Below are 22,091 nucleotides of genomic sequence, written 5' to 3'. Positions count from 1 at the left end.
CCGGCTAAATTTTTAGTCGGTTTTCAAGTTTATTAATAGGGTGGTTAGTTTGTTGTTGAGTGTAAAACGATTGATGGCTGTAGCTTTTTTGTTATCTGCTCAGGCCGTAGGTGCAGCCACTTTTAAAGTTGATGGCATAGAAGTAGTAGGGTTGCAGCGTGTTTCTTTGGGGTCTGTTCTATCCGTACTCACCGTTAGAGAAGGCGATGTTGTAGAAGAGCAAGACGCTAATCGCTGGCTTCGTGAAGCTTATAAAACAGGTTACTTTTACAACGTTGAGCTCAGTCGCGAAGACAATCGTCTTATTTTCGAGGTTACCGAGCGCCCTGCTATAGAAAAAGTTTCTTTCGATGGCTTAAAAAGCATCCCTACCGAAAGCTTTGAGGCGGTGTTAAAAGATGTCGGCTTAGCCGAAGGTGAAATATACAACCCCGCGTTGTTAGAAAACATTCAGCTAGAGCTCGAAAAGCAATACGGTGTTCAAGGTAGATACAACGCCGTAGTCGAATCAACAGTTACTCCCTTAACGCGTAATCGGGTTAACATCGATCTAGCCATTGAAGAAGGACCCGTAGCCAAAATTGCTTACATTCATTTTCTAGGAAATGAGTTGTACAGCGATGAAGAATTAGCTCGTGCTCTGCAGTTGCAAAAATCAGGTTCTAGCCTTTGGCACTTCGTTAATAAGCGCAACCACTATTCCAGTGCCGCTCTCGCAGGGGATAAGCAGCGTTTAGAAGACTTTTACTTTGACCGCGGACATTTATCGTACCAGTTAGACTCTAATCAAGTGTCCATTTCAGAGAATAAATCAGATATTTCAATGGCATTTAATATCACTGAAGGCCCAATCTTTAGCATTTCAGACGTTGAGTTAACGGGTGATTTACTGCATTTAGGCGCTGAACTTGAGCAGGCCGTAACCTTAACCTCGGGGCAGGTTTATTCACGTAAAGATGTTTCTTTAGTGGTTCGAAACCTAACAGAATTACTCAGTGAAGAAGGCTACGCCTTTGCGAGTGTTAGAGATGGTTTTGAGCTGAACACCGAAAACAACACCGTGAAAGTGACGATTAATGTGCAGCCGAACAGTTTGGTTTACGTTAATCGCATATTAATTCAAGGCAACATTGCGACTAATGACGAAGTAATCCGACGCGAGTTGCGGCAGCTAGAGGGCGCATTGGTTATTAATAATAACATTCGGGCGTCTAAGGCACGGCTAGAACGATTAGGCTATTTCACAAATGTGTCTATTCAAACGCAAAGAATTACTGGCCGAACCGATTTAGTCGATTTAGTCGTTCGTGTTGCCGAAGCTAAAGACTCGCAAATTAATATTGCCGGTGGCTATGCTGGTGGCTCTGGCTTTTATGGTGAGTTTTCTTTAAAGCAAACTAACTTTATGGGTCGCGGGGTAGATTTTTCTGCCACGCTTAATGCTAATAAAACCACACAAAATTATTCGATCTCGGTCGATAACCCTTACTTTACCTTAGACGGGGTCAGTTTGGGGGCAGATCTCTATTACCGGCATTCAGATTACAGCGACACGACCTTTGGTACTTACGCCACAAATGCTGCGGGTGGCCGTGTAACATTGGGTTACCCACTTTCTGAAAACCAACGTGTTTCTTATGGCATCGGTTTAGCCAATGAAGAATTGTTTTTAAGCGATACTTTAGCAACGCAAGAGATGCTCGATTTCAGAGAGACCAATGGTGATGTCTACTCGAATGTTACCACTAAATTTGGCTGGAACTATAACACTCTGAACGGCTCTATTAAGGCCGACAAAGGCCGATTTGCGTCTGCAAACATCGAGGTGGCGGTGCCTCCGGGTGATCTGAGCTACTTCCGTTCAACCTTTAACGCTCAGCAGTTTGTCCATTTTGATAAAAACCTAGCGTTACGTTTTCATACGGATCTTGGTTACGGCGGTGGCTTAGGAGATTCTGGACTGTTGCCATTTTATAAAAATTTCTATGCCGGTGGTTCACGGTCGGTGCGTGGTTATCAGCAAGGTGGGTTAGGGCCTTTGGGTACGCCACAAACAGATGAAAGCGGAACTGAATTAACCGAACCGAGTCCGATCGGCGGTAATATTAAAGTTGAGTATGGCGTCGGCCTCATTATTCCAACGCCAATCGTGTCGAATCAAAACGCTTACCGTACCTCTTTGTTTATAGATGCCGGTAATGTGTTTACTGATCAATGTGCAACCACGAATACTCGGTGTGAATCAGGTATTCTATGGGATGAAATACGTTACTCAGCTGGCGTTGACTTTACTTGGATAACCCCCATTGCGCCGCTGAGTTTCAGCTACGCATGGCCATTGAATAATAAGCCAGATGATTACGTTACGAACTTTTCCTTTAACATAGGTATTTCCTATTAAACTAAGGCAATAAGGAGCTTTTATGAGGATCAAACATTTAGTATTTACATGCTTTATATTGTTGGGTGCTGTGTTTGCATCGGCCCAAAACTCGATCGCTGTCGTAAATTTTCAGCGTGTATTGTTTGAATCTGAAGCGGCTGTAGCGGCGACTAATACACTACAGCCAGAAATAGAAGCCATTAAAAAACAGATTGGCGAAATTGAAACACGTGTCACAGCGTTAAAAGATAAGTTGGCCATTGATGGCGCCACCTTAACAGAAGAAGAGCAATCGTTAAGGCAAGAAGAGATTCAGCAATTGCTGATAAACCGTTCAAATGCCATTAATGCGGGTCAACAAAAGCAAACTAACTCTCGGAATGATTTCGTCAATCAGTATAAAAATGTCGTTCAACAGCTTATCAATGAACTAGCCGCTGAACGCGGGTACAACTTGGTTGTTGATATGTCGACAGTTGTATATATAGATGGAATAGCTAATATTACCGAAGAAGCCATCGCTCGCTTTGACAAGCTGTTCCAAAATAATGAAATCACGCCTTTGCCATAGAGGTACCGGCGTGCGATTTACCAACAGGGGCCAATTGTGCAATTAAAACATCTTCTAGAAGCGTTGCCTTCACCTGTTTCAGTCCCTGAATCAGCTGCAGCGATTGAGATTAATGAATTCGCACCCTTAGATAAGGCTAAGGCAGGCAGCATCAGCTTTTTAGCGTCGGCTAAGTATCGTCGTTTACTTGAAAGCAGCGAAGCGAGTGCCATTTTACTGACCGAAAAAGAACGCGAGAATTGCCCCAGCTCAATTACTGCAATCGTGGTCGATGACCCATACCTTGCCTATGCTTATTTGTCGCATCAATTTGATCTTACACCAAAAGGCTCGGGCCACATTCATCCAACGGCTTTAGTTTCAGACGCTGCGCAGATTGGCCGTGATGTTACAATTGAAGCTTATGCGGTAATCGAAGCCGATGCAGAGGTGGGTGATAATGCGCACATTGGCGCTCATTGTATTGTATCCGAAGGCGCAAAAGTAGGTGAGTTTACCCGTCTACAACATCACGTAACATTGCTGCACCGCGTGGAAGTGGGTACTCACTGTTTAATTCAAAGCGGTACCGTTATTGGGTCTAATGGGTTTGGCTATGCGCCATTGCCTGAAGGTAAAGGCTGGCAACCCATTGCTCAAACCGGACGTGTTAAAATTGGCCATTATGTCGAAATAGGTGCTAATTGCACAATTGATCGCGGCGCAATAGAAGACACAGTTATTGAAGACCGTGCCATTATTGATAATTTGGTACATTTGGCGCATAACGTCACAATAGGGCGAGCAACCGCTTTAGCCGCACAGATAGGCATAGCTGGCAGCACCCATGTTGGAGCGAACTGCTCCGCTGGCGGCCAAAGCGGCTTTACTGGGCATATCAACATCGCTGATAACAGCCATTTTACTGGCCAAGCGATGGTCACCAAAGGTACAACGGAAGCCGGATTATATTCATCGGGTATTCCAGCGCAAGCCAGTGGGCTTTGGCGTAAAATGGTGGCTCGAATTCGTAAACTAGACAGCTTATTTGAACGCGTTGACGCGATTGAAAAAAAATTAAAATAGGAAAAACCTATGAGCATAGAGCTACCTTTAAGTATTGAAGCTATCAAAGAATTGCTTCCACACCGTTACCCTTTCTTATTACTAGATCGCGTTACCGATTATGTCGAAGGTGAGAGCATTAAAGGGTATAAAAATGTTTCGGCTAATGAGCAATTGTTTCAGGGGCATTTCCCCGACAACGCTATATTTCCGGGTGTGCTAATTTGTGAAGCGTTAGCGCAGTTAACCGCTGTGTACGGCTATTTATCATCGGGTAACCGCCCATCAGATGGATATTTGTACTTATTCGCCGGCCTAGACAACGTTAAGTTTAAGCGCCCAGTCAAACCCGGTGACCGATTAGATTTAGAAGTAACGTTTGTGTCCGCGCGACGCGGCATGGTGAAAGTTACAGGAGTGGCCTCTGTTGATGGTCAAGTGGTGGCAAGTGCCGATATTTTATGTGCTGAGCGTAAGGTTTAACTCATGATACATGAGACGGCCATTATTGATCCGGGCGCAAAAATTGGCGAAAACGTCACCATAGGGGCATTCACTGTTATTGGTGCTCATGTTGAAATCGGAGACGATTGCGTTATTAGCCCGCACGTGGTGATTAACGGTCCTACCGTAATTGGTAAGCGCAACCGAATTTATCAATTTGCCAGCGTGGGTGAAGATTGCCAAGATTTAAAATACAAAGGCGAACCAACGCGCTTAATTATTGGCGATGACAACACCATTCGAGAATTTACCACCTTGCATCGTGGTACCATTCAAGATTCAGAAGAAACACGTATTGGCAGTCATAATTTGTTCATGGCCTACAGCCATGTAGCGCACGATTGTATTATTGGTAACCATTGTATTTTAGCGAATGCGACCCAAGTAGCTGGCCATTGTGTTATTGGTAATCATGCTATTTTAGGCGGTAATTCTGGCATTCATCAGTTTTGCCAGATTGGTGAACATGCGTTTGTAGGTACCGGTTCTACCGTGTTAAAAGACATTCCAGCTTATGTCACTGTTCAAGGCTTTCCAGCTTCACCGCATGGTATGAACATGGAAGGGCTTAAGCGTCGTGGTTTTTCAAGAGAGGCTATGAAAGCTTTACGCCACGCCTATAAAGTTGTTTATCGTGAAGGCAATACGTTAAAAGAAGCGTTAGCTGAGCTTGAATCTCTAGATCCATTACTCCCTGAAGTTCGCGTCTTTATTGAATCTATTCAAGCGTCTAAACGAGGCATTGCCCGATAATGGAACGCCCATTGCGCATAGCTATTGTTGCGGGCGAGGCTAGTGGAGATACATTAGGCGCAGGATTGATGGAGTCTCTGTTAAAGCGTCACCCGAATATTGAGTTCGCCGGCATTGGAGGTGAATCAATGATTTCCCACGGGTTTCAGTCATTGTTTCCCATCGAACGTTTATCGGTGATGGGTTTTTCTGAAGTCATCGGCCGATTATTTGAACTTATCTGTATTCGCAAAGCTTTGCGTCGATGGGTTATAGATTGGCAGCCCGATGTATTTATCGGAATCGATGCGCCAGATTTTAATTTGGATTTAGAGCTTGCTTTAAAAAACGCCGGTATTACCACCGTACATTATGTGTCACCTTCAGTTTGGGCCTGGCGGCAAGGGCGTATAAAGAAAATAAAAAAAGCCGTTAACCACATGTTAACCTTTTTACCTTTTGAAGCCGATTTTTATCGTCAACATCAAGTGCCGGTTTCTTTTATCGGGCATACTTTAGCCGATAAGCTACCGCAAAAGCCGCTGGCTGAGCTTTTAAAACAGGCTGAAAATAGTACTCAAGTTACAAAAACACTCGCAGTGCTGCCGGGCTCTAGAAGCAGTGAAGTAGAAAAGTTAGGCACTCTATTTTTACAAGTAGCCGAGGCCGTAAAACAAGAATTAGGGTCATTGAATGTGGTAATTCCTACCCCTAATCGCGCTCGAACAGAGCAAGTTCGTGCCATTATTGCGAACCAAAATTTAAATTTTAATGTCGAGATTCTTGAAAAACAAAGTGATGAAGCATTACGTCGAGCCGATGCGGTTTTAGTGGCTTCTGGTACGGCTACATTGCAAACCATGTTATTAAAAAAGCCCATGGTCGTAGCTTATAAAATGAGTGCTGTCAGTTTTAAAATAATATCATCACTGGCCAAAACGAAGTGGGTCTCACTTCCGAATATCCTAGAGCAAGATGATTGGATTCCCGAGCGATTGCAAGAACAAGCAACGGTTGAGCAATTAAAAAGCGATGTTATTGCCGCACTGACAGATTCAACCCAACGGGCTGAGTTTCTAAAAAAAGCCTGCTATTGGCATGACCAGTTAGCACTAAATGCTGATGATCAAGCGGCAGCCGCTGTGATGAGTTTGATAAAAAAATGAATCAATCAGATTTCGACTTTGCTAACTCCGCCCAAATAATAGCCGGTGTAGATGAAGTAGGACGTGGACCTTTAGCCGGTGATGTTGTTACGGCCGCGGTCATTTTGGATGAAAACAAGCCTATTGTTGGCTTAAATGATTCTAAAAAGCTTTCTGAAAAAAACCGTCAAGCCTTAGCTGAAGAAATTAAAGAAAAAGCACTTTGTTATTGCATTGCACGGGCATCGGTAAACGAAATAGATGAATTAAATATATTGCAGGCTACGTTGTTGGCGATGGCACGAGCGGTGAATGGGTTAACCTTGAAGCCTGATTTTTGCCAAATTGACGGAAACAAAATTCCGAAAGGCTTGCCGTGCCCAGCAGAAGCAATTGTCAAAGGCGATGGTAAAATCGCGGCCATTTCAGCCGCCTCAATATTGGCCAAAGTTACGCGAGATCAAGAGCTTGTAGAGCTCCATCAGCGACACCCTCAATATGGTTTTAATCAGCACAAAGGTTATGGGACTGTACAGCATTTAGCAGCCATTAAAAAATTTGGCGTGATCGATGAGCATCGAAGAAGTTTTGCACCGATCCGAAATCAACTGGAATTAACGAGTTAAAAGTTTGTCATTATGAGTCAATTTGTACATTTAAGAGTTCATACCGAATACTCATTGGTCGATGGAATTGTACGGGTTAAGCCGTTAATCAAAGAGGCCGAACAGTCTGGCATGCCAGCGATTGCCATTACCGATATTACAAACTTTTTCGGTTTAGTTAAATTCTATAACGCCGCATTGGGCGCGGGAATTAAACCAATTTTGGGTGCTGATTTATGGTTAGAGAATCCAAATGACCCTAAGCAACCTTTTTTAATGCCTGTTTTGGCGGCAAACGATAAAGGGTATCGAAATTTAACAGAGTTAATTTCAGCGGCGTACCAAGAAAACCAACATCATGATAGAGCGGTGGTTAAGCCTGAGTGGCTGATAGAGAAAAACCAAGGCTTAATCGTATTGTCTGGCGCGCGATCTGGTGATGTGGGTCAAGCGATTCGAAGAGGTAATTCAGAGCAAGCGCAAGCCTTGGCAGAACAGTGGCAAGGAGTGTTCGGTGATCGTTATTATTTAGAACTGCAACGTACCGAGCGTGATCAAGACGAACTCGTTGTAAAAGCCAGTGTAGTCATAGCAAAAAAACTGGCTATTCCAGTTGTGGCAACCAATGATGTCATGTTTTTAAATAAGGAAGATTTCGATGCGCATGAAGCCCGAGTTTGCATCAACGAAGGTGTCGTAATCGATGACCCAAAACGTACTCGCCGCTATTCCGAAGAGCAATATTTAAAAAGCAGTGACGATATGAACGCACTGTTTGCTGACATTCCTGAAGCTATCTCCAACAGTTTGCACATTGCGATGCGTTGCTCAACTACTGTAAAACTTGGAGAGTACTTTCTACCCGACTTTCCTGTGCCAGAAGGCACAACAATGGATGATTATTTCCGCAAGTTGAGTTTTGAAGGCTTAGAAAACCGTCTTAAGGGTATTCTTGATAAAGATGCGGACGACTATAAAGAGCGTCATCAAGTTTATGTTGACCGCTTAGAGTTTGAACTCGACATCATTATTCAAATGGGGTTCCCAGGTTACTTTCTTATCGTAATGGACTTTATTCGTTGGGGTAAAGAAAACGGCGTGCCGGTTGGGCCGGGTCGAGGTTCGGGTGCAGGCTCACTGGTCGCCTATGTGTTGGATATTACCGACTTAGACCCACTAGAATACGATTTGCTGTTTGAGCGATTCTTAAACCCAGAACGTGTCTCCATGCCCGATTTTGATGTTGACTTTTGCATGGATGGGCGAGACCGTGTTATTCAATACGTGGCCGATACCTATGGGCGGCAGGCTGTATCACAGATTGTGACCTTCGGTACGCTTGCGGCAAAAGCCGTAGTGCGTGATGTGGCTCGAGTGCAAGGTAAGTCTTATGGCTTGGCAGATCGCTTATCAAAGCTGATCCCGCCCGATCCAGGCATGACATTAGGCAAAGCCATTGATGAAGTGGCGGAGCTAAAAGAATTTATAGCCGACGACGAAGAAGCCAACGAAATTTGGGAAATGGCGTTGAAGCTCGAAGGCATAACACGACAAACGGGTAAACATGCCGGGGGCGTTGTAATAGCACCGACGAAACTAACCGACTTTTCGCCGCTTTTGTGCGATGAAGATGGTGCAGGTTTGGTAACTCAGTTTGATAAAAACGATGTTGAATCGGCTGGCTTGGTAAAGTTTGACTTCTTAGGGTTACGTACCCTGACAATTATTGATTGGGCATTGAAAATTATTAACCCTAGGTTAGAAGCCGAAGGCAAAGAACCAATTGATATTGCCACCATACCGCTAGACGATGAGCCCTCTTACCAGCTATTAATGGATGTTAAAACCACCGCAGTATTCCAGCTGGAATCTCGTGGTATGAAAGACCTAATCGCACGGTTACAGCCGGACTGTTTAGAAGACATGATTGCATTAGTGGCCTTGTTTAGACCCGGTCCTTTGCAATCGGGCATGGTAGATAACTTTATTAACCGTAAGCACGGCCGAGAAGAAGTTTCTTACCCAGATTCGCAGTATCAGCATGAATCGCTGAAAGAAATTTTAACGCCAACCTATGGCATTATTTTGTATCAAGAGCAGGTCATGCAAATTGCTCAGGTACTGGCGGGATATACCCTAGGTGGCGCTGACATGCTACGCCGAGCCATGGGTAAGAAAAAACCAGAAGAGATGGAAAAGCAGCGCTCTATCTTTAAACAGGGTGCCATTGAAAATGGCGTCGATGGCGATCTCGCCATGAAGATATTCGACTTAGTTGAAAAGTTCGCAGGTTACGGTTTTAACAAATCGCATTCGGCCGCCTATGCATTAGTGGCTTATCAAACATTATGGTTAAAAACACATTACCCAGCCGCGTTTTTAGCGGCCACCATGTCATCGGAATTGCAAAACACTGAAAAGGTGGTGATCTTTATTGAAGATTGCCGCGAAATGAATATTGATGTGTTGCCCCCTGATGTTAATGCCGGCGCATATTATTTTACGGTCAACGAGAACGATCAAATAATTTATGGTTTAGGGGCTATTAAAGGCGTAGGCGAGGGGCCTGTAGAGGCTATTGTTGCTGCGCGAAATAGTGGCGCACCGTTCACAGATATATTTGATTTTTGTCAGCGTATCGACAGCAAAAAAGTAAACAAGCGCGCCATCGAAGCGCTCATTAAAGCGGGTGCATTAGATAACATTGGTCCAAACCGCTCAGTAATGTTGGCCGCAATGCCCGATGCCATTAAAACGGCCGATCAAAGCGCGGCTAATGCGGCCGCGGGTATGATGGATTTATTCGGCGAGATTCAAGCAGAAGTTGAAGCGGATGTGTATGAACCCTACCTGAAGGTTCAAGATGCACCGTTGAAAGTTCGTTTAGCCGGTGAAAAAGATACGTTAGGTCTCTACCTAACGGGCCACCCGATTGATGAGTTTGAAGATGAAGTAAAACAAGTTGTATCGCTAAGATTAGGTGAACTTGATGGTTCGGCCGAAGAACTTAAACGTGCTCGTCGTGGCAATATCAAAACTGTAGCCGGTCTTGTAATGGGTGTGCGAACGCGCCAAACTCAAAAGGGCGATACTATGGGTATCGTAACGTTAGATGACCGTACCGGCCGTGTTGAGATGACTTTATTCGGTGAGTTGTATGCGCAATTTAAAGATGTTCTAGTACCCGATACCGTAGTGGTGGTAGAAGCTGAACTTGGTTGGGATGATTATAACGACCGGCCAAGAATTCGAGCGCAACGCGTTTATACATTGGTGGATGCACGGCAAGCCCTAATTAAAGGTATTGAGTTTAAAACAACGGCAGACCAAGCTCCGGAGTTTATGAAAAAACTAAAGACTTTGGTTAAAAGTGATTTGCCAGAAGATCAAGGTTGTTCTGTTTGGGTCAACTACCAAAATGAAACCTCGAACGGTTTGATTAAATTAAACGATAAGCATCGCATTCACTTACAAGATGAAGTCCTGCATCAGTTGAAACAAGATTTCAGTGAGTCTGGTTATAAGTTTAGGTACTAGGTGATATGGCGAAAAACACTATTTTAATTGATTTTGATGGAGTGATTCGCCATTGGTCTAACGAGGACATCAATCAAAAAGAAGATGCATTAGGATTAGCGCCGGGGACCTTGGCTTCGGTTGCTTTTGATAGCAAATTGCTAATGCCCGCTATCACTGGGCAGGTTAGCCACGAGCAATGGCAAGGTCACGTTGAAACTAAGTTAAGCCAATTGCACAACCAACAGGTTGCAAAGCAATTGGTTGCTTTTTGGAGTAATGCAAAGTTTAAAATAGATTATGACTTCTTAGCGCAACTAAAAGCCCGAGCCCCCAGCGCAAAAATAGTGCTAGTAACCAACGCCACTAGCCGCTTACCCTCTGATTTAGCTAAAGCAAAACTTAAGAATGCCTTCGACGTTGTAATCAACTCGTCTGAGATTGGGGTTGCTAAACCGAGTTTGGAGTTTTTTTCAAAAACCTTGAGCATAGTTGACACGTTAATCGAGCAAGCTGTATTTATTGATGATAGCCTAGCAAATGTAACCGCCGCTCAGAGTTTGGGTATCGACAGCGTACAACATTGTACTACTTCCGATACCCTTGAGTTTATTAACGAACATTTTAGCTAACTAATTACTAACTTACTTTGAGTCAACCAAGGGCTTACCAAAGATATTCTATCCTCACCAAAATCTATCGTGCATTGCAGACCTAAAGGCGTCGCAAGCATAGGGTGAGTATGACAGCTGTCGAAGCCATTTAGAATGGGGATCATTTGCCCGTTGAGTACCTCTAAAAGCACATCGAGAAGTGTGCGATTTGAGCCTTTATCATCGAAGAGTTTATGTTTGCCTAACACGATAGCGAAATGCGGTCGAATACGCCGCATGTTTTTAAGTGTGCAAATGAACACTCTACGTTTTCAATGCTTTTTAATGAATCTTCAATTAATAGAATGTCGCCAGCTTGGATCTCAGGCATATATTTACTTCCCCAGATTCCTGCCATGGTGTTTAAGTTACCACCTATAATGCGGCCGGTTACATTCCCAGTCCCTTTGAACTCCCATTCATTAGAATAAACCGGCTTTGCGGCTTGTTGAGCTTCCCAATCAATTTTTACATCCGTCCACGCTTCAGGCATAGAATAGTGATAGCTGTCGGATTGTATTGTTAATAGATCAATAAACGATTGATAGGTTTCATCGACCAAAGGCGGGTATTCACCAAACGAAGCCACCAGAGCAGGTCCGTAAAAGGTAATTAGCCCTGTTTGGGCGTAAATACCTAATAAAATGGCGGTGACATCGGAATAGCCAATAATTATGTTGGGGTCTTCTCGCAGCGCTTCGTAATCAATATAAGGGAGGAGTGCATTACTATTACTGCCGCCTATCGTCGACATTATACAACGTACTTTTGGGTCACGAATTAAACTGTTCAGCTCATCGGCGCGCTCTTGAATTGAACCAGAACGGTAGAAATCTGACTTATCCGTTAAACTGCCTTCGACTAAGGTAAAGCCTTTACCAAGAAGAAATTCTTTTGCCCGTTGAAAACGGTTTGGAGCAAATACGGTTGCAGGTGAAGACGGGGTAAAGAAACCAATACTGTCGCCAGGCTTTAATGGAGTCGGGAATATCACGAATTGTCCTTGACGGTCATTAGGATAATAAGTACTTGTCCTAAAAGAGTGCAGGCAGGTTTAATTAGCACACCTATTTAAATAACTTACCTTAAAAAATATAGATAAAGCAAATATTCCACTAGCCGCAATAATTAACGCTACAGTTGTACTCGAAAATTCACCAATAACCCCGGCAGCCAACAAGCCCAATGAAAAAGCCGCTGTGCTAGTAAAATGTGCCGTTGAATTCACACGACCTAACTCATGAACCTCTGCAATTTGTTGGCGTTTTGTTCGCTCATTAATATGGTATTGAACAAAGAGAAAATCACCCAGTACCTGGTCAACGATGAGTGCAATAATGACTAAAATAGGGGATAACAAAACGCTGAGAGGTAGCAGTAATATGGTGAAAGACCTTAAAAATATGGAGTAGAACATTACTCTGTTTGCCCCCAGCCTGTTTGAGATTTTTTCAGAGAGAACAGAACCCAGCAACCCGCCAATACCCCCCACTGCGATTAGCAAGCCCGTTATCGATGCAGAAATACTCAGCGTATTTAGCAAATGAAAGACATATAACGCACCCATGAACGCGCCGAAAAATGCCTGTGTGGCCGAAGTAATAAGGTATATTTTTAGTTGTCTATTTTGAGCATAAATCTTGAATCCTGATTGCATATCTTGAATAAAGGTTTGTTTTGGCCGAGCTTGATCTTGATCAAGTGCTTCTGCTTTATGTGCTGGTTGTTTAATACGTAAAATAAATGCAGCTGACATTAGATAGGAAGCAGAATCTAACAATAAGACGATAGGACCACCCAAGGTTTGAACCAGCCAACCTGTTAGGCTAGAAGCGGTCACTTCCGCAGCGGTATCCGCACTTGAAAGTTTGCCATTTGCCGACAGTAATTCATCTTTCTCAACGTATTCAGGTAATACCGACTGATTCGCAACATCAAAAAGAACACTAAAAATTGTCGTAAGGAAAATAACCCCAGCTAGCACCCAAAGTGTTAAAAAATCAAAAAACCAAGCAATGGGAATAAGTAGCACCAAGCCCGCTCGTGCAATATCGGCAAGTAACATGATTGGAATGCGTGGCAGCCGATCAATGAGTACGCCACCGGGTAATGCCACTAATAAAATGGGAATGACACCTGCAAGAGCAAGTATAGACATATTCAAAGGTTGGGCTGCTAAGAATAAGACCGCTATGAACGGGATGGCATCGCGAGTAACAACAGAACCAAATGAAGAAACCGTATGTGCACCAAAAATGGATATAAAGTTGCTATTTTTCCAAATGTTCTTGGTTGTTGCTTCCGACATTGATTTCTTTTGACGTGACATTACGGCTCTTTGTTTTGATTTTAAAGACAATAAGAAGTACTTACTTAATTTGACTCAGTTTTGAGTACATTCTCCTAAATTTTAATCAAAAAATAGTTAAACCGATTTAACTCAGTTTAACTATTTATAATAACGCTAAGTTAACACAATAATGTGTAATAAATTAAGCTTTCTCTAGCGCTTGGCTTACATCGGCAATAATGTCGTCAATGTGCTCAATACCTACTGAAATTCGGATTAAGTCTGAGCTTACACCGGCCGCGGCAAGTTCTTCTTCGTTTAACTGTCGGTGCGTGGTCGAAGCAGGGTGGCAGGCTAATGATTTAGCATCACCTATGTTTACTAAGCGTAAGATCATCTGTAACGCATCAATGAACTTAGTGCCCGCTTCAATGCCACCTTTAATACCAAAGCTTAAAACGCCAGAAGCTTTACCTGAGGTGATTTTTTGGCAAGCGGTATTGTATGGGCTATCGGGTAAGGCTGCGTAATTTACCCACTCAACTTTTTCGTGCTTTTGTAGGTAATCGGCAAGCTTCTCAGCGTTTTCGCAATGGCGATCCATGCGCAATCCAAGCGTTTCTAAACCTTGAAGAATTTGGAAAGAGTTCATGGGTGAAATAGCGGCACCGGTATTACGCAGTGGACCTACTCGGCAACGGCCAATATAGGCTGCTTCGCCTAAGGCTTCAGTGTACACAACGCCGTGGTACGCAGGGTCTGGCTCGTTTAAAACAGCGAAGCGTTCTTTGTGTTTAGCCCAGTCAAATTTGCCCGAGTCTACAATGGCACCGCCAATAGACGTACCGTGACCACCAATGTATTTGGTGAGCGAGTGAACAACAATGTCGGCACCTAATTCGAAGGGGCGGCACAAGTACGGAGTCGCAACGGTATTATCAACGATTAAAGGGATGCCGTGCTTTCTAGCTATTTCTGATAAACGAACAATATCGACAATGTTGCCCGCAGGGTTACCGATAGACTCACAAAAAATAGCTTTGGTCTTATCGTCGATCGCCTTTTCAAAGCCGTCGAAATCATCGTGAGAAATCATGCGTGTTTCAATGCCTTGTCTTGGGAAGGCATGAGCGAACAGGTTGTAGGTACCCCCATAAAGCTGGCTAGTACTTAAAATATTATCACCTGCTTCACAAATACACTGGATCGCGTATGTAATGGCTGCCATGCCAGAAGACACAGCTACTGCACCGATACCACCTTCCATTGCGGCAATTCGCTTTTCTAGCACATCGGTTGTTGGGTTCATGATACGAGTATAAATATTACCGGCTACTTTCAAATCAAATAGATCTGCGCCGTGCTGAGTGTCATCGAATGTGTAGGAAGTGGTTTGGTATATAGGAACCGCTGCAGATTTTGTCGTTTCTTCAGGGGTATACCCTTCGTGTAAAGCAATTGACTCTAATTTCATGTGTTCTCCTATCGTAAACAGGTGAGTGATAAACATCTACAGCATCGATTCTGCCATATAACCTATCAAGTCAAAATGAACATTTCTGTATAAGTTTAGATGATTCGATACGGTGCGATGCACTGCCAGTTGGTATAAAATCGTCATCAAACGGTCATAAGTTTGAAATATTATTAATAATTTAAGGTGAGCAACAGATGACAATTAAAGTAGGCATTAATGGGTTTGGCCGCATGGGACGCTTAGCACTGCGAGCTGCAATAGACTGGGATGATGTAGAGTTCGTACAAATAAATGATCCAGCTGGAAACGCTGAAACACTGGCTCATTTACTCACCTTTGATTCCGTGCATGGCCGTTGCGCTTATGACGCTACAGCACACGGCAATAACATGGCTATCCATAAACATACCATTCGCTGCAGTCAACATAAAACCATAGCTGAAACCGACTGGTCCAACTGTGATGTGGTCATCGACGCCAGTGGTAAAATGAAAACCAAAGCTTTGCTGCAAGCTTATTTAGACCAAGGCGTAAAGCGCGTACTCGTGACCGCGCCGGTAAAAGAAGAAGGTGTGCTTAATGTGGTGATGGGGGTGAATGATCATCTGTACGATAAAACCCAGCACTCGATAGTGACCGCCGCTTCATGTACCACCAATTGCTTGGCTCCTGTTGTTAAAGTGATTCATGAAAAAATTGGCATTAAGCATGGTTCAATGACCACCATTCACAACATCACCAATACTCAAACGATCATAGATGCGCCGCACAGTGATTTACGTAGAGCACGGTCTTGTGGCACCAGTTTAATACCAACTACAACCGGGTCTGCAACGGCCATCACTCATATCTTCCCTGAGCTAAAAGGTAAATTAAACGGCCATGCGGTTCGAGTGCCTTTAACGAATGCCTCATTAACTGATTGCGTATTCGAAGTAAGCCGAGTGGTAACAGCGGAAGAAGTGAATCAGTTACTCAAGGAGGCCGCAGAAGGCGAATTAAAAGACATTCTCGGTTATGAAGAACGCCCATTAGTGTCAATTGATTATAAAACAGATCCTCGCTCTAGCATTGTGGATGCGCTATCAACCATGGTCGTTAATGGCACCCAAGTAAAAATTTATGCCTGGTATGACAACGAGTGGGGTTACGCTAACCGCGTAGCTGAGTTGATGCGAAAGATTGGCTTAGCCGATAAGGACTCATAGCAAATGAATGGGCTTGCTAATCTGCCTGCATCGCTGCGCCAATACATTTTGATCACCGGTAACTATTGGGCGTTTACCCTTACCGATGGCGCACTGCGCATGTTAGTAGTGCTGTATTTTTACGGCTTGGGTTACAGCCCATTTGATATTGCCATGTTGTTTGTGTTTTACGAAGTGTTTGGCGTAATCACCAATTTGTTAGGCGGTTGGTTAGGCGCCCGTTTAGGGCTAAATAAAACCATGAACATTGGTTTGTTTTTGCAAATAATGGCCTTAGCCATGTTACTCGTGCCCGTAAACCTGCTATTAATACCTTGGGTCATGGCCGCGCAAGCGCTCTCGGGTATTGCCAAAGACTTAAATAAAATGAGCGCAAAAAGCGCCATTAAAATGCTCGTGCCTAAAGATGCTGAAGGTCAGTTATTTAAATGGATAGCGATATTAACTGGTTCTAAAAATGCCCTGAAAGGCATTGGTTTTTTTATGGGCGGCACCTTGTTAGCGGCGTTTGGGTTCCGAAACGCAATAGGGATCATGGTGGTGCTGTTAGCGTTGGTTTGGGTACTGAGCCTGATTAAGTTAAAGAAAGATATCGGCAAAGCAAAAACCAAACCCAAATTCACAGAACTTTTCTCGAAAAGCCAAGCCGTAAACGTGCTTTCAGCCGCACGATTGTTTTTATTTGGTGCACGTGATGTTTGGTTTGTTGTTGCACTGCCCGTTTACCTCTCTAGCCAGTTTGGATGGAATCATTCTTGGGTAGGCGGTTTTTTAGCACTTTGGGTTATTGGCTATGGGTTTGTGCAAACCATTGCACCGAAAATAACAGGGTCCGCCAAAGGGCAAAACCCCGATGGCCATCATGCGCTTATGTGGGCGTTACTGCTGAGCGTAATACCCGTACTGATTGCTATGACTTTAATGTTGGAATGGCACGACAAGGCCGCAATCATTGTTGGCCTACTAATATTTGGCGCTATATTCGCTATAAACTCTTCACTGCACAGTTATTTGATAGTGAGCTATGCCAGTGAAGAGGGCGTGTCTTTAGACGTTGGCTTCTACTACATGGCAAACGCCATGGGCCGACTTTTAGGTACCGTGCTTTCGGGTTGGCTATACCAAGATTATGGCTTAATAGTATGCTTGTGGTTTTCTTCGAGTTTTGTAGCCATAGCCGCACTGCTGTCTATCGCATTACCCCGCAATAATGCCCTTAATTAATCGCGCAATTGAATCAGACGTTATCGTTAAGTTTCGGGCACCATTTTTTAGGACACTGTCTAGCGGTTCTAGTTTGGGTATGCAATTAAAAATTACATCAATATTATGTAAGTAAACTTTTTCGTATCCTTCTTCAATGCTACCCACAATGGCTAAAACTTGTTTGGCGTTTGCCGCTTTTGCTATTCGAGCAACACCTACGGGTGTTTTTCCAGAAAGGCTTTGACCATCCATTCTTCCTTCGCCGGTGATGACTATATTGGCATCAAGGCAGGCTTCGGATAATTTTAACGTGTCAGCAACGATATCAATGCCAGGCTTAAGTTGACCTTTCATAAAAGCTAAAAATGCTCCACCTAATCCGCCCGCTGCACCTGCGCCAGGAGTATCGCTTACGTTTATGCCGATATGTTGTTCTATTTTCGTAGCAAAGTGTTTTAGGGCATCGTCTAAATGTGATACTTGCTTCGAGGTGGCGCCTTTTTGTGGTCCAAAGATAGCGCTTGCTCCGTTAGGTCCTACGAGAGGGTTGTCGACGTCGCAAGCAATTTGCCAACTGACGTTTTTAATCTTTGGATGAAGATTGGTGGTATCAATCGAGTCCAATTTTGACAGTGATGCGCCGCCACGCTTTAAAGCATCCCCTTGCTGATCAAAAAACTTAGCCCCAAGCGCCATGAGCATGCCAAGTCCAGCATCGTTAGTCGCGCTACCGCCTAAACCTACTATGACCTTAGAAACGTCTTGATCTAATGCATGAGCGATGAGCTCACCAGTGCCATAACTGCAGGTTATGTCTGGATTGCGCTGTAAAGGTTTTACAAGGTGTAAGCCACTGGCTTGAGCCATCTCTATAACCGCCGTATCGCCAAATAAGCCGTATTGAGCTTCAACCGATTCGCCCAGTGGGTTTTGTACCATGATAGTGATCATTTCTCCGCCGCAGGCTTCAGCCAGTAATGAAGCTGTGCCTTCGCCGCCGTCAGCCATTGGCACTAAGTGGTATTCAGCATCAGGGAGGTGTTGCGAAAAAGCCTGGTGAATGGTTTGTGCTACTTCATAAGCCGTTAAGCTTTCTTTGTAAGAATCTGGCGCGATCACTATTTTCATAAGGTCGGTTTCAAAAAGGCTCAGCATAGAAATATGACGGTTTTAACACTTTAAAGCAAGCTAGCGGTATTCTATACAAATTAGCTTGCAGTCTAGGCAGTATTCAGCAATATTCACATAGTGTCGCTTGGATTTGAGCCGATCGGTTACATGGAATATTAGTCAGAATCAGGAGTAAGAATGCCTTTAGTAGAGCTAGGTCGTTCAAAAAGTTTAAACAGAATAGCCGTTCCAATTTTCTTGCTGGTTGTAGTCATAGGATTGCCTATATCGACACTCCTATTATATGTTGGAATAGATATGTTTATAAACAATGGAGAGGCTTTGTTTCTCCTAACAATCCTAATTGTGCTCGGCTATATGTGGTTTGTTATACTGAGGCATTTACATTTGTTGTATAGCTACCCGTTAATTCAATTCGATGAAAATTTTCTCGTTTTTAGCGAAATGTTATCGGGTCGTAAAGTTTATAATCTAAAGGATATTTCAAAGCCCAAAAAGGTATTTAATTCTGTTTTTTTTATTTACAACGGATGGCCGGCTTTTTTAAATCTCTATGAGTTAACCAATCAAGAGCGTGAACAGCTTTGGACACTAATAGACTAGGAGCGTTGCGCGCAATTCGAAAAAATTATTATTCTAACGAGATCGTATTTATCACCACTAAAGTCTTAAATGACGCAGAGTCATTTCTTTTGACAGCCTACCTCTACTATGTTTAGTATGACTGAAATAATAAAAACAACGGCTGTCAATGAACAGCTTTTACGGAGCGTAATAACTAATGCTGACCGTTTCGAACGCAAGTTTGAGTTTTGGTGGTATTCATGCACTCGTAGACCTCAGTTTTACAGCTCGCGAGGGCGAAATCACTTCAATTATTGGGCCTAATGGCGCCGGTAAAACCAGTTTATTCAATATCATATCGGGCTTTTATCAGCCGCAAAGTGGTGCAATTCTTTTCCAAGGTGAAGACATCACGCGCGAGCGTCCAGACCACCGTGCAAAGCGCGGCATGTCACGTACATTCCAAAATTTAGCTCTGTTTCGGGGTATGTCGGTTCTCGATAACATAAAACTCGGCGGCCATACCCGGTTAAAATCTGGATTGTTCAGTGGCGGTTGGTATTACGGCCGAGCACAACGAGAAGAAATTGCTTTCCGAGAAGAAATAGAGCGCGACATCATCGATTTTCTGGAGTTAGACCATATTCGCAAGGCACCTGTGTCGGCGCTACCGTATGGCTTACAAAAACGGGTCGAGCTCGCTAGAGCGCTTGCGATGAAGCCGAAATTGCTCATGCTCGACGAACCTGTCGCAGGAATGAACCGTGAAGAAACCGAAGACATTGCCCGCTTTATTTTAGATATACAAGAGCAGTGGGGAACAACGATCATATTGGTTGAACACGACATGGGCATGGTTATGGATATTTCTGATCAAGTCGTTGTGCTTAATTTCGGGAAGCAGATTGCAGCCGGTGCTCCGGCCGATGTGCAAGCGAATCCGCAAGTCATTGAAGCCTATTTGGGTAGCAGCGACATGGAGGTGGCTTAATGGCTCAAGTCATCCAATATTTACTCAACGGTATTATGAATGGGGCGCTGTATGCTTTAATTGCAGTGGGTATCGTGTCGATTTTTAAATCGACCAAAGTGGTCAGTTTCGCCCATGGGCATATCATTATGTTTGGTGCCTATTTCTATTTTACATTCGCCGTTATTTTGCCCGGTGCCGAGTTTATGCCAGATTGGGTCGCCAAATGGGAACCAGAATGGCTACTGGCCTATAAAGAAGGGGCCATGATGTTTTCGCCCAAAGCAGCGATAGCGGCGTGGGTGAGTAATCTGCCGCGTATTATTTTGGGCGTGGTAGGGTCGCTGGTTTGCAATGCCTTGCTGGCGGTGTTTATTGAACGTGTATTTATGCGGCCATTGATTGGCAAAAGCAGCCTATCGATGATCCTCTGTACGGTAGGGTTAATCTGGGTGCTTGAGGGTAGCGCGAGTTTAATTTGGTCTGCGGATATAGATCAAGTTCCTCCGTTAGGACCCAACTTTCCTATCCGCTTTACGGTTTTTGATTCACAGGTATTTCTGTTCAGTTCATCGGCGATTAATTTCGTGATCGCGCTCATGATATTTATTGGCTTGTTATTGGTTCTTCGTTTTACTCGTTCGGGCGTTGCTATTAGGGCCACCGCCGAAGATCAATCGACCGCTTACGCTATGGGTATTAATGTTCCTGCAGTATTTACCACAGCCTGGGTTGTAGCGGCTACCACGGGTGCAATTGCTGGGGCCATTCTAGCCAGCCGAAATGGGTTGTCGCCCACACTGGGTTTGTTTGGCTTATCGGTGCTCGCGGTAGTGTTGATGGGCGGCTTAGATTCATACGCCGGTGTGTTTATTGCCTCGATGATTATTGGAATATTTGAAGCCTTTACGCAATGGAAGTTTGGTGGCGAGTACGCTGAAATTGTTCCTTACGTGTTGGTATTGCTGGTCATTATTTGGCGGCCTAACGGGCTGATGGGGCAGGCGGAGATAGAACGAATATGATTACCGGAAATTTTAAAACGACCTACGCCGCCGATGAGAGCCTTTGGAATAATTGGGCGAAGAGAGCGGGATTTATTGCCTCGGTTATTTTTCTTTTTGCGCTGCCGTTGTTTGCCGATAATTATGTGTTGCTGTTAGCCGGGCAGATTGCCATTTACGTCATTGCGGTTACCGGGGTAAACGTTTTGGTGGGCTACACCGGTTTAATGTCTCTCGGACATGGCGCGTTTTTCGCGGTGGGAGCATATACCACTGTTGTACTGCATCAGTATGTCGAGCATTTGTTACCGCTCATTACGCTGTTGATTTCTACTCTTGTGGCCGCAGGCTTTGGCTTCTTGTTTGGCTTACCGTCGGTTCGTGTTAAAGGGCTTTATTTAGCGGTTGCCACTCTCTCGGCAAATTTCATTATTTTATTTTTTATTCGTCAAGATTGGCTGGCACCTTGGACTGGTGGTCGGCAAGGTATTGAAACGCCAAACGCTTTCTTCTTTGGCCAAGAAATGCTCACAAACACCCAGAAATATTATTTTATTCTTCCGATTTGCTTAGCAATGGTTTTGTTTGCGCAGAATTTATTTCGAACTCGATTCGGGCGAGCACTAATTGGTATTCGAGACAATGATCACTCCGCTGAAATTCTCGGAATTTCTTTGTTTGCTTATAAGCTAAAAAGTTTTGCTATTTCGGCCGCCTACTGTGGTGCTGCTGGCTCGCTTTGGGCGTATTTTTTTCCGGCCATCTTGCCAGAAGACTTCAGCTTAAACCTTTCAATTACGTTGGTGGTTTGTTTGATCGCAGGCGGTATGGGGCGAACGCTCGGGCCTATATTCGGCACCTTACTGATCTTGATGATTCCAGAAATGCTGAAAATAGTCAGCGGCTGGATCACCGGTGGCGATGGCCGAGCGTTGATTCATTTTAGCTCTATTCGGGATATTGTTTTTGGTCTGATCATTATTCTATTTCTAATTTTCGAACCCATGGGTCTGGTGTCAATATGGGATCGTTTCTGGCGAGTGGTAGCACGCTGGCCATTCTCAAAATAAAAACAAGGGGAACCAACC

Annotated in this window: 19 protein-coding genes and 1 pseudogene; 16 read left to right on the top strand and 4 right to left on the bottom strand. The window is 44.0% G+C overall.

Features of this window, described 5'->3' with window-relative positions:
• Positions 1-49 precede the first annotated feature (49 nt).
• From bamA to QWZ13_RS13600, 9 genes are all read left to right on the top strand, one after another.
• Positions 50-2,401 carry an outer membrane protein assembly factor BamA gene (gene bamA / locus QWZ13_RS13640; RefSeq protein WP_290282256.1) on the top strand — a complete coding sequence of 784 codons (2,352 nt, stop codon included), beginning with the start codon at positions 50-52 and terminating at the stop codon, positions 2,399-2,401.
• Between the two features lie 22 nt (positions 2,402-2,423).
• Positions 2,424-2,954 carry an OmpH/Skp family outer membrane protein gene (locus tag QWZ13_RS13635; protein ID WP_290282255.1) on the top strand — a complete coding sequence of 177 codons (531 nt, stop codon included), beginning with the start codon at positions 2,424-2,426 and terminating at the stop codon, positions 2,952-2,954.
• Between the two features lie 63 nt (positions 2,955-3,017).
• Positions 3,018-4,019, top strand: coding sequence for a UDP-3-O-(3-hydroxymyristoyl)glucosamine N-acyltransferase (gene lpxD / locus QWZ13_RS13630; RefSeq protein WP_290282253.1), 1,002 nt, complete (start codon positions 3,018-3,020; stop codon positions 4,017-4,019).
• Positions 4,020-4,028: 9 nt separating this feature from the next.
• Positions 4,029-4,481: a 3-hydroxyacyl-ACP dehydratase FabZ gene (gene fabZ, locus QWZ13_RS13625; RefSeq protein WP_290282252.1), complete on the top strand. Its 453-nt coding sequence runs from the start codon at positions 4,029-4,031 to the stop codon at positions 4,479-4,481.
• A gap of 3 nt (positions 4,482-4,484) precedes the next feature.
• On the top strand, positions 4,485-5,255 hold the full coding sequence (gene lpxA / locus QWZ13_RS13620) for an acyl-ACP--UDP-N-acetylglucosamine O-acyltransferase (RefSeq protein WP_290282250.1): 771 nt from the start codon (positions 4,485-4,487) through the stop codon (positions 5,253-5,255).
• A complete protein-coding gene (gene lpxB / locus QWZ13_RS13615) occupies positions 5,255-6,400 on the top strand; it encodes a lipid-A-disaccharide synthase (protein ID WP_290282249.1) in 1,146 nt (381 codons plus the stop codon). Before lpxA ends, lpxB begins: the two co-directional genes overlap by 1 nt.
• Positions 6,397-7,005, top strand: coding sequence for a ribonuclease HII (gene rnhB, locus QWZ13_RS13610; protein ID WP_290282248.1), 609 nt, complete (start codon positions 6,397-6,399; stop codon positions 7,003-7,005). Before lpxB ends, rnhB begins: the two co-directional genes overlap by 4 nt.
• A 12-nt stretch (positions 7,006-7,017) precedes the next feature.
• On the top strand, positions 7,018-10,521 hold the full coding sequence (gene dnaE / locus QWZ13_RS13605) for a DNA polymerase III subunit alpha (protein ID WP_290282247.1): 3,504 nt from the start codon (positions 7,018-7,020) through the stop codon (positions 10,519-10,521).
• A gap of 5 nt (positions 10,522-10,526) precedes the next feature.
• Positions 10,527-11,132 (top strand): HAD family hydrolase, encoded by a 606-nt coding sequence (locus tag QWZ13_RS13600; RefSeq protein WP_290282246.1) that lies wholly within the window; start codon positions 10,527-10,529, stop codon positions 11,130-11,132.
• Here QWZ13_RS13600 and QWZ13_RS13595 read toward each other — a convergent pair.
• The 3 genes and pseudogenes from QWZ13_RS13595 to QWZ13_RS13585 all read right to left on the bottom strand — a co-directional run bounded on the left by QWZ13_RS13595 (position 11,129) and on the right by QWZ13_RS13585 (position 14,917).
• Positions 11,129-12,147 (bottom strand): annotated as a pseudogene (locus tag QWZ13_RS13595) (S66 family peptidase). The gene QWZ13_RS13600 and the pseudogene QWZ13_RS13595 overlap by 4 nt on opposite strands.
• A 60-nt stretch (positions 12,148-12,207) precedes the next feature.
• A complete protein-coding gene (locus tag QWZ13_RS13590; protein WP_290282245.1) occupies positions 12,208-13,512 on the bottom strand; it encodes an MFS transporter in 1,305 nt (434 codons plus the stop codon).
• A 133-nt stretch (positions 13,513-13,645) separates the two neighbouring features.
• On the bottom strand, positions 13,646-14,917 hold the full coding sequence (locus QWZ13_RS13585) for an O-acetylhomoserine aminocarboxypropyltransferase/cysteine synthase family protein (RefSeq protein WP_290282244.1): 1,272 nt from the start codon (positions 14,915-14,917) through the stop codon (positions 13,646-13,648).
• A 197-nt stretch (positions 14,918-15,114) separates the two neighbouring features.
• On the opposite strand from QWZ13_RS13585, the gene QWZ13_RS13580 reads away from it, so the two are divergent.
• Together QWZ13_RS13580 and arsJ are read left to right on the top strand one after the other, a co-directional pair.
• On the top strand, positions 15,115-16,128 hold the full coding sequence (locus QWZ13_RS13580; RefSeq protein WP_290282243.1) for an ArsJ-associated glyceraldehyde-3-phosphate dehydrogenase: 1,014 nt from the start codon (positions 15,115-15,117) through the stop codon (positions 16,126-16,128).
• 3 nt (positions 16,129-16,131) lie between these two features.
• Entirely contained in the window at positions 16,132-17,352 is a 1,221-nt protein-coding gene (gene arsJ / locus QWZ13_RS13575; protein ID WP_290282242.1) for an organoarsenical effux MFS transporter ArsJ, read from the top strand.
• Here arsJ and QWZ13_RS13570 read toward each other — a convergent pair.
• On the bottom strand, positions 17,326-18,489 hold the full coding sequence (locus QWZ13_RS13570; protein ID WP_290282241.1) for a glycerate kinase: 1,164 nt from the start codon (positions 18,487-18,489) through the stop codon (positions 17,326-17,328). The two genes, arsJ and QWZ13_RS13570, sit on opposite strands and share 27 nt — an antisense overlap.
• 153 nt (positions 18,490-18,642) lie before the next feature.
• Here QWZ13_RS13570 and QWZ13_RS13565 point away from each other — a divergent pair, with 153 nt between their 5' ends.
• The 5 genes from QWZ13_RS13565 to QWZ13_RS13545 all read left to right on the top strand — a co-directional run bounded on the left by QWZ13_RS13565 (position 18,643) and on the right by QWZ13_RS13545 (position 22,073).
• Positions 18,643-19,068, top strand: coding sequence for a hypothetical protein (locus QWZ13_RS13565; protein WP_290282240.1), 426 nt, complete (start codon positions 18,643-18,645; stop codon positions 19,066-19,068).
• Positions 19,050-19,184 carry a hypothetical protein gene (locus QWZ13_RS13560; RefSeq protein WP_290282239.1) on the top strand — a complete coding sequence of 45 codons (135 nt, stop codon included), beginning with the start codon at positions 19,050-19,052 and terminating at the stop codon, positions 19,182-19,184. The genes QWZ13_RS13565 and QWZ13_RS13560 overlap by 19 nt, the downstream gene beginning before the upstream one ends.
• Before the next feature lie 62 nt (positions 19,185-19,246).
• Positions 19,247-20,020, top strand: a complete 774-nt coding sequence (locus tag QWZ13_RS13555; RefSeq protein ID WP_290282238.1) for an ABC transporter ATP-binding protein — start codon at positions 19,247-19,249, stop codon at positions 20,018-20,020.
• Positions 20,020-21,024 carry a branched-chain amino acid ABC transporter permease gene (locus tag QWZ13_RS13550; protein WP_290282237.1) on the top strand — a complete coding sequence of 335 codons (1,005 nt, stop codon included), beginning with the start codon at positions 20,020-20,022 and terminating at the stop codon, positions 21,022-21,024. Before QWZ13_RS13555 ends, QWZ13_RS13550 begins: the two co-directional genes overlap by 1 nt.
• Positions 21,021-22,073 (top strand): branched-chain amino acid ABC transporter permease, encoded by a 1,053-nt coding sequence (locus tag QWZ13_RS13545; RefSeq protein WP_290282236.1) that lies wholly within the window; start codon positions 21,021-21,023, stop codon positions 22,071-22,073. The genes QWZ13_RS13550 and QWZ13_RS13545 overlap by 4 nt, the downstream gene beginning before the upstream one ends.
• The last annotated feature ends 18 nt before the right edge of the window (positions 22,074-22,091 follow it).

It is taken from the genome of Reinekea marina (genome assembly GCF_030409715.1).
Taxonomy (GTDB): domain Bacteria; phylum Pseudomonadota; class Gammaproteobacteria; order Pseudomonadales; family Natronospirillaceae; genus Reinekea; species Reinekea marina.
The sequence above is the reverse complement of the archived record's forward strand: the minus strand, read 5'-3'. Positions and strand labels throughout refer to the sequence as shown.